This is a genomic window from Pseudomonas gregormendelii (genome assembly GCF_017114825.1).
In the GTDB taxonomy this organism is placed as follows: domain Bacteria; phylum Pseudomonadota; class Gammaproteobacteria; order Pseudomonadales; family Pseudomonadaceae; genus Aquipseudomonas; species Aquipseudomonas gregormendelii.
Map to the genome: position 1 here is coordinate 57,219 of NZ_JADEVO010000036.1, position 7,494 is coordinate 64,712.

The 7,494-nt window shown below is 62.2% G+C and carries 6 protein-coding genes and 1 pseudogene; 4 read left to right on the forward strand and 3 right to left on the reverse strand.

The genetic code is table 11. The annotated features are described in order from the left end of the window. Nucleotides 1-23: 23 nt before the first annotated feature. The 3 genes from IMW75_RS21650 (at nt 24) to ycaC (ending at nt 3,166) form a co-directional block, all read left to right on the forward strand. Nucleotides 24-635, forward strand: a complete 612-nt coding sequence (locus IMW75_RS21650; protein WP_205893717.1) for an antibiotic biosynthesis monooxygenase — start codon at nt 24-26, stop codon at nt 633-635. Then, nucleotides 632-2,470, forward strand: a complete 1,839-nt coding sequence (locus IMW75_RS21655) for an amidohydrolase (protein ID WP_205893718.1) — start codon at nt 632-634, stop codon at nt 2,468-2,470. Before IMW75_RS21650 ends, IMW75_RS21655 begins: the two co-directional genes overlap by 4 nt. Nucleotides 2,471-2,539: 69 nt before the next feature. Beyond that, a complete protein-coding gene (gene ycaC, locus IMW75_RS21660; protein ID WP_045061273.1) occupies nt 2,540-3,166 on the forward strand; it encodes an isochorismate family cysteine hydrolase YcaC in 627 nt (208 codons plus the stop codon). A 63-nt stretch (nt 3,167-3,229) separates the two neighbouring features. Here ycaC and IMW75_RS21665 read toward each other — a convergent pair whose 3' ends face one another. Together IMW75_RS21665 and IMW75_RS21670 are read right to left on the reverse strand one after the other, a co-directional pair. After that, on the reverse strand, nt 3,230-4,663 hold the full coding sequence (locus IMW75_RS21665) for a mechanosensitive ion channel family protein (protein WP_205893719.1): 1,434 nt from the start codon (nt 4,661-4,663) through the stop codon (nt 3,230-3,232). Nucleotides 4,664-4,794: 131 nt separating this feature from the next. Further along, nucleotides 4,795-5,814, reverse strand: coding sequence for an alpha/beta hydrolase (locus IMW75_RS21670; RefSeq protein ID WP_205893720.1), 1,020 nt, complete (start codon nt 5,812-5,814; stop codon nt 4,795-4,797). 202 nt (nt 5,815-6,016) lie between these two features. On the opposite strand from IMW75_RS21670, the gene IMW75_RS21675 reads away from it, so the two are divergent. Next, complete coding sequence (locus IMW75_RS21675; protein ID WP_205893721.1) at nt 6,017-6,913, forward strand: LysR family transcriptional regulator; 897 nt, start codon at nt 6,017-6,019, stop codon at nt 6,911-6,913. A 144-nt stretch (nt 6,914-7,057) separates the two neighbouring features. Here IMW75_RS21675 and IMW75_RS21680 read toward each other — a convergent pair. After that, nucleotides 7,058-7,494: pseudogene (locus IMW75_RS21680) on the reverse strand (hypothetical protein); the annotation flags it as partial.

A 7,494-nucleotide genomic window follows, 5' to 3' on the forward strand; every position in this document is an offset into this window, starting at 1 on the left:
TCGATTGTGCGGAGCTTTGCGCCATGTCTGAACCCACCACACGTCACACTCCCGCGCGCGGCTTCGAAGAAGTCGTGACCCTGGTGATCAAACACCGGGTCAAGGCCGGTTTTGAAGTGCCCTACGAAGCCTGGTTGCGCAACATCGTCACTATCGCCGGACAGCAGGATGGGCATCTGGGCGTGGACGTGATGCGCGGCAAGAACGCCGGTCTTGACCTGTACACCTGCGTGTTGCGCTTCTGCTCCACCGAAGCCATGCAGCGCTGGCTCGATTCGCCGCAACGGCGGGCGCTGGTCAACGAAGCCACTCCCATGCTGGCAGACGGTGACCAGACCGAGGTCAACCCGGTCAACGAATTCTGGTTCACCCAGGCCGACGCCGCCTCACCACCACCGCCACGCTGGAAGCAGGCCGTGGTGACGTTGCTGGTCATTCTGCCGCACACCCTGCTGGTGCCATTGATCTGGGGGCCACTGCTGCAACTCCACCCCTTGCTCTCCAACTACGTGGTGGCCACGTTCCTGATCACCCTCACCATCGTCGTCTCGGTGGTGTACCTGTTCATGCCGATGGCGACGCGGCTGTTCGCGCCCTGGCTGTCTCCCACCTCCGAGCCCAAGGAAAACCCATGAACGCCGATCTGATTCTGTTCAACGGCCAATTTCATACCGTCGACCGGGAGAACCCGCGCGCCAGTGCCGTGGCCATCAGCGAAGGCCGTTTCATCGCCGTCGGCACCGATGTCCAGGCCATGGCCCTGCGCGGTGCACACACCCAGGTCGTCGATCTCAAGGGCCGCTGCGTCATTCCGGGGCTCAACGACTCGCACCTGCACCTGATCCGTGGTGGCCTGAACTACAACCTTGAGCTGCGTTGGGAAGGCGTGCCCTCGGTGGCCGATGCCTTGCGCATGCTCAAGGAGCAGGCGGACCGTACACCGACCCCGCAGTGGGTCCGGGTGGTGGGCGGCTGGAACGAATTCCAGTTCGCCGAGAAGCGCATGCCGACCCTGGAAGAACTCAACCAGGCCGCGCCGGACACGCCAGTGTTCGTGCTGCACCTGTATGACCGCGCCTTGCTCAACCGTGCCGCCCTGCGAGTGGCCGGCTACACCCGCAATACGCCGAATCCGCCAGGTGGCGAGATTGTCCGGGATGCCAACGGTGAGCCGACCGGCATGCTGGTGGCGCGTCCCAATGCGATGATCCTTTACTCGACCCTGGCCAAGGGGCCGAAGCTGCCGCTGGAGTATCAGGTCAACTCGACTCGCCAGTTCATGCGCGAACTCAACCGCCTCGGCCTGACCAGTGCGATCGATGCCGGCGGCGGCTTCCAGAACTACCCGGACGACTATCAGGTGATCGAGCAGTTGGCGAAGGATCAGCAACTGACCATCCGCATCGCCTACAACCTCTTCACCCAGAAGCCCAAGGAAGAACTCACCGACTTCAAGAACTGGACCAGCAGCGTGACCCTGCACCAGGGCGACGACTTCCTGCGACACAACGGTGCCGGTGAGATGCTGGTGTTTTCGGCAGCCGACTTCGAGGACTTTCTCGAGCCGCGTCCGGACCTGTCGCAGACCATGGAAGATGAACTCGAGCCGGTGGTACGCCACCTCGTCGAGCAACGCTGGCCGTTTCGTCTGCACGCCACCTACAACGAATCCATCAGCCGCATGCTCGACGTGTTCGAGAAGGTCAACCGCGACATTCCATTCAACGCCTTGCCATGGTTCTTCGATCACGCCGAAACGATTACCCCGCACAACATCGAGCGGGTGAGGGCGCTGGGCGGCGGTATTGCGATTCAGGATCGCATGGCCTTTCAGGGCGAGTATTTCGTCGAGCGTTACGGTGCCAAAGCCGCCGAAGCCACGCCGCCGATCAAACGCATGCTTGCTGAAGGCGTACCGGTCGGCGCCGGCACCGACGCGACGAGGGTGTCCAGCTACAACCCCTGGACCTCCCTGTACTGGATGGTTAGCGGTCGCACCGTCGGTGGCCTGGAGTTGCACAGCGAAGGCCTCTCCCGGCAGACCGCGCTCGAGCTGTTCACCCATGGCAGCGCCTGGTTCTCCTCCGAGCAGGGCAAGAAAGGCATGATCAAGGTCGGCCAACTGGCTGACCTGGCCGCCCTGAGTGCGGATTTTTTCAGCGTTGATGAAGAAGCCATCAAGTGGATCGAGTCGGTGTTGACCGTGGTCGGCGGCAAGGTGGTGTATGCCGCCGGTGACTTTGAAAAACTTGGCCCGGCGAGCGTGCCGGTGCTGCCCGACTGGTCTCCGGTGGTTAAGGTCCCCGGCCACTGGCGCCCGACCTCGCCAATCCAGGCCCAGGTGCATCACTGCAGCGGACCCTGTGGCGTGCATGCCCATAGCCACGACCGGGCGCGTTTGTCGAACGCTCCGGTGAGTGATTTTGCCGGCTTCTGGGGCGCCTTCGGCTGCTCGTGTTTCGCGTTCTGACGACTATCCACGCTGCGCCGAATTCCCCTTCGACGCGGCACGTAATGCCCATCCAACGAGGAGTTTCACATGAGCAATGTTCCCTACAAGCGCCTGAACAAAGATGACGCCGTGGTGCTGCTGGTCGACCACCAGACCGGTCTGATCTCGCTGGTCCAGGATTTCTCGCCGAACGAGTTCAAGAACAACGTGCTGGCCCTGGGCGACGTGGCCAAGTTCTTCAAACTGCCGACCATCCTCACCACCAGCTTCGAGAATGGCCCGAACGGCCCGATGGTTCCAGAGCTCAAGGAGCAATTTCCGGACGCGCCGTACATTCCTCGTCCTGGCCAGATCAATGCGTGGGATAACGAAGACTTCGTCAAGGCGGTCAAGGCCACCGGGCGCAAGCAACTGATCATCGCCGGCGTCGTGACCGATGTTTGCGTGACTTTCCCGACGCTCTCGGCGCTGGCGGAAGGTTTTGAAGTGTTCGTGGTGACCGACGCTTCCGGCACTTTCAACGAAACCGTCCAGCAAGCTGCCTGGGCCCGCATGGCTGCCGCTGGCGCGCAACTGGTCAACTGGTTCTCGGTGGCTTGTGAGCTGCAGGGTGACTGGCGCAACGACATGGAAGGCCTGGCCAACCTGCTGTCGCCGCGCATTCCCAACTACCGTAACCTGATGAACAGCTATTCGGTGCTGAGCTCGAAGTAAGCATTTTCAGCCAACACCGATTGCCTGTGGGAGCGGGCAACCCCGCTTCCACTGTTTCTTGCGTCAGCCTTGACGTTTTTGCAACCACCCCAGAAACCCGCCTTTGCGGATTGGCGCCGGCTTGGCCATCAGCGCCAACCGGCTGTTCTGCTGGCGCACCGCCTGCAATTTATTCAACGCCTGACCCACTTCCACACGCGCCTCCATGCATTGGCGGGCCAGGGACTTGTCGATCCGGTAAATGATGCACGAAGTCAACGTGGTGAACGTGGCCTGGGACGGTGAGTCCGTGAGGATGCTCTGCTCGCCCATCACCTCGCTCGGGCCCATGCGCCCGGCTTCGGTGTGCTCACTGCCATCGGGTACGCTGGCACTGACGACACCGGTGGCAATCACCATCAGGCTGTCCGGCACATCGCCCAGTTCCAGTACCACCTGACCTGCGGCGTATTGCTGCGCAACCATCGAGCGTGCCATTTCGTCGCGTTCTGCGTCACTCAGGGAGCGGAAGACTTTGACTTCATCCAGCAACGCCCGGGCCCGGGTAGTGGGTTCGATCACGCCGTCGAGCTGACGGGAAATCCCCGCCGCCTCAAGGTGTCGATGAGCCAGGTCGAACAGTTGGTTGCGCACCTCACTCTTCTTGCCCAACTCGGCAATGAAGCCGCTGGCGACGTACTCCGACATGGATTCGCCAGCTTCCTTGAGCACGGCTTTCGGCGCCGGATTGAGCAGCAGGCTGCTGCTGCCTTGCAGGGTGCGATCCAGGGCATCCAGCACGCGGCGCGGACGGATATGATTGGGCACCTGGATGCTGATCGACACGCCGTGCATGTTGCTCGGCCGGCTCAAGTTGACGATTTTCGCCTTCGCCGCCACCGAGTTCGGCACTACTGCCGTGCTGCCAGCACTGGTCAACAGGTGGGTGGCGCGCCAGTCGATATCGAGCACCTTGCCTTCCACGCCGTCGATCATGATCCAGTCATCGACCTGATAGGGTTTGGTGGTGTTGAGCACGATCCCGGAGAACACATCGCTCAAGGTGCTTTGCAACGCCAGGCCTACTACGATTGCCACCACCCCGGAAGTCGCCAGCAAGCCTTTCACGGGCAGCTCCAGCACATAGCCCGCCGCTGCGACGATGGCGATCAGGAACACCAGGGCGCCGATCACGTCCTGCAGCAACCGTCCGCTGTGGCCGATGCGCCGCACCAGCACCAGGCCGATGACCTCGGTCAACACCCGCGCCGCGTATAGCCACCAGAGAATACCCAGGGCCGTTGCGCCCAACTGCAGCACGCTATCGTCAGCAAACAACGGAGCCTGCAACGGGCTGACACCGGCATTGATGATCAGCGCGCTGAACCCCATGAACAGCCCCAGGCGCACGCCGACACGCACAACGCGATGCTTGAATGGCGCGAAGTGCCAGAGCAGGGTGTCGATCACCAGCAGCACGGCACTCAATGACAACAGGTGGGCAAGGACAAAGGACATGGAGAACTCCGGAAGGCTGGACTGATAATGCGAAACCGCTTTTCGTAGCCGCCGGCTTGCTGGCGATGGCGTATTCCCGATCGCTATCGCCGGCAAGCCGGGCGCCTACGAAAATCGCAGAAGGTACATCCTCAATTCAGATGAGTCTTCAATTCCAGCGCCGCCTGCCGCACCGCCGCTTGCACCTCCGGGATCTGGCTCAGCGGGTTCAACAGCCCGAAGTCATGAATCATCCCGTTGTATCGCACCGCCGTGACCGGCACCCCGGCCGCGTCCAGGTGACGGGCATAGGCTTCACCTTCATCGCGCAGCACGTCGAACTCGGCGGTCTGTACCAGCGCGGCCGGCAAACCCTTGAGCTGTTCGGCGCTGGCCTGTAATGGCGAGGCGTGGATCTGCGCGCGCTCAGCTGGGTTGGTGGTGTAGCTGTCCCAGAACCAGTTCATCATGCCCTTGGTCAGGAAGTGGCCCTCGGCAAATTGCTGGTACGAGCCGCTGTCGAAAGCGGCGTTGGTCACTGGCCACATCAGCAGCTGGAAGCGCAGGGCCGGTGCTTTCTGTTCTTTTGCCATCAAGGCCACGACCGCCGCCATGTTGCCGCCGACGCTGTTGCCAGCCACGGCGAGGCGTTTGCCGTCGACGCCGATGTCCTTGCCGTGCTCGGCGACCCAGCGGGTGGCAGCGTAGGCCTGGTTGATCGCGGTCGGGTAGTGCGCTTCCGGGGACGGCGTGTAGTCGACATAGACCGCAACGGCACCGGAGCCCACCACGAGATCGCGGATCAGTCGCTGGTGAGTTGGATAATCCCCCAAAACCCAACCGCCACCGTGGAAGAACATGAACACCGGCAACTCACCTTTAAGCTTTTCCGGACGGACGATTTTCAGGTTGATGGTCTGCCCGTCGACCTTGATCGCCCGGTCGCTGACGGCGATACCCGACACATCGACCTTCACCGAATTCTGTGCGCCGGTCAGAACTGCCCGGGCATCCTTGGGGCTCAACTGTTCGAGGGGCTTGCCGCCACCTGCCGCGAGGGCTTCGAGAAAGGCCTGGGTGTTGTGTTCAACGCCTGGGCTGCCCGCAGCGAAGGCATTACCGACGGCGAGGGCGAGGAGGGAAGCGGTCAGGGATTGGGTGACGATGTTCATGAAGTAATTCCTTTTCGTTGGGAGATACGGTCCGTAGGAGCTGCCGAAGGCTGCGATCTTTTGATCCTGGTTTTCACGACCCAGAATCAAAAGATCGCAGCCTCCGGCAGCGCCTGCATGTCCGGGGTGAGCACAGATTAATAGGATGTCAAAAAGGGAAAAAGTGGCTATAAAGTGTTTGACTGTCAACCAGGAAGTGACAATGAACCCTTTCGAAGATATGCGCATTTTCTGCCAGGTCATGGATTCCGGCAGCTTCACGGCTGCGGCCGATCAATTGGGCTTGTCCAAGCAGTTCGTCAGCCGTCGGTTGATGCAACTCGAAGAGCGCCTGGGCGTACGGTTGCTCAACCGTTCCACCCGGCGCCTGGATGTCACGCCCCTGGGTCAGAGTTACTACGAGTCGGCCCTGCGCCTTTTGGGTGAGGTCGAGCAGGTGGAGCAGGGCATTGCCGGCCAGACCACGGAGCCACGCGGCACTATCCGCGTGAGTGCGCCTTTGTCCTTTGCACTGGCGCACCTGGGGTGTTTGCTGCCGCTGTTCCTGCAGCGCTACCGCGAGGTCACGGTCGAGGTGGACCTGAGTGACCGGCCCGTGGACCTGCTCGGTGAGGGCTACGACCTGGCGCTGCGCATCGGGACACTGGAAGACTCGACGCTGATTGCCCGGCGTATCGCCTCGATCCGGCGCGTATATTGCGCCAGCCCGGCGTACCTTGAGGAGCGCGGCACGCCGCTCAGGCCGGAGGAGTTGCACGCCCATGATTGCCTGCCTTACGGCCACGGTCGCCAGGTGCAATGGCGCTTCGAGGGGCCGGGCAAGCCGTTGTCGGTGAATGTCACCGGGCGCATGCGGGTCAATAACGGGGAATTGCTCAGGGATGCGGCGATTGCCGGGATGGGGATCACCTATCTGACGACGTTTATCGTCGATGCGGCGTTGCGGGAGGGCAGGCTGGTGCCGGTGCTGGATGAGTTTTGTCCAGATGCTTTGACGTTGTCGGCGGTGTATCCACAGCATCGCCAGGGGTCAAGGCCGGTGCAGGCGTTGATCGGGTTTTTGCGTGAGCGACTGGATAGCGCCGAGGGGGTTGTCTAGGGGGGGCGTTGATCTTGTTTTCCTGTAGGGCAAACAAGATCAACGGATTGCAGGATCGTATCGTGAAGACGCGGTTGCAGGTTTTCCCGCGTTATCGTTGACGACCATCGCGAGCAAGCTTTGCTCCCACAGGATCGGTTTCTGTCAGGATCGTTTGTCGTCGCCTGGCTCGCCGCCGACGTGCACGCCATGGTCGTCACCGACTTCGCCGGCGCGGTGCACGCCATGGTCGTCACCGACTTCGCCGGCGCGGTGCACGCCGTGGTCGTCGCCTACTTCGCCGGCGCGGTGTACGCCGTGATCGTCACCTGGCTCGTTATGGGTGCCACTGCGTCCGGACGAGGATGACGCGGAGTTGCCGGAATGACCCGAACCATGGTCGCTGCCGCTGTGGCCGCTGCCACTGTTACCGCCGCTGCCGCTGCCGCCATGACTGCCGCCGTTGCCGCCACTGCTGCCGCCACCACCATTACCGCCGCCGCCGCCGCCGCCGCCGCCATGACCACCGCCATTTCCTCCGCCACTGCCGCTACCACCATTACCGCCGCCGCCATGACCACCGCCATTTCCTCCGCCACTGC

Bases quoted from the DNA above. Each gene is read 5' to 3' on its own strand.
- ycaC (WP_045061273.1), top strand. From the start codon at position 2,540: ATGAGCAATGTTCCCTACAAGCGCCTGAACAAAGATGACGCCGTGGTG.
- IMW75_RS21650 (WP_205893717.1), top strand. From the start codon at position 24: ATGTCTGAACCCACCACACGTCACACTCCCGCGCGCGGCTTCGAAGAA.
- IMW75_RS21675 (WP_205893721.1), top strand. From the start codon at position 6,017: ATGAACCCTTTCGAAGATATGCGCATTTTCTGCCAGGTCATGGATTCC.
- IMW75_RS21665 (WP_205893719.1), bottom strand. From the start codon at position 4,663: ATGTCCTTTGTCCTTGCCCACCTGTTGTCATTGAGTGCCGTGCTGCTG.
- IMW75_RS21655 (WP_205893718.1), top strand. From the start codon at position 632: ATGAACGCCGATCTGATTCTGTTCAACGGCCAATTTCATACCGTCGAC.
- IMW75_RS21670 (WP_205893720.1), bottom strand. From the start codon at position 5,814: ATGAACATCGTCACCCAATCCCTGACCGCTTCCCTCCTCGCCCTCGCC.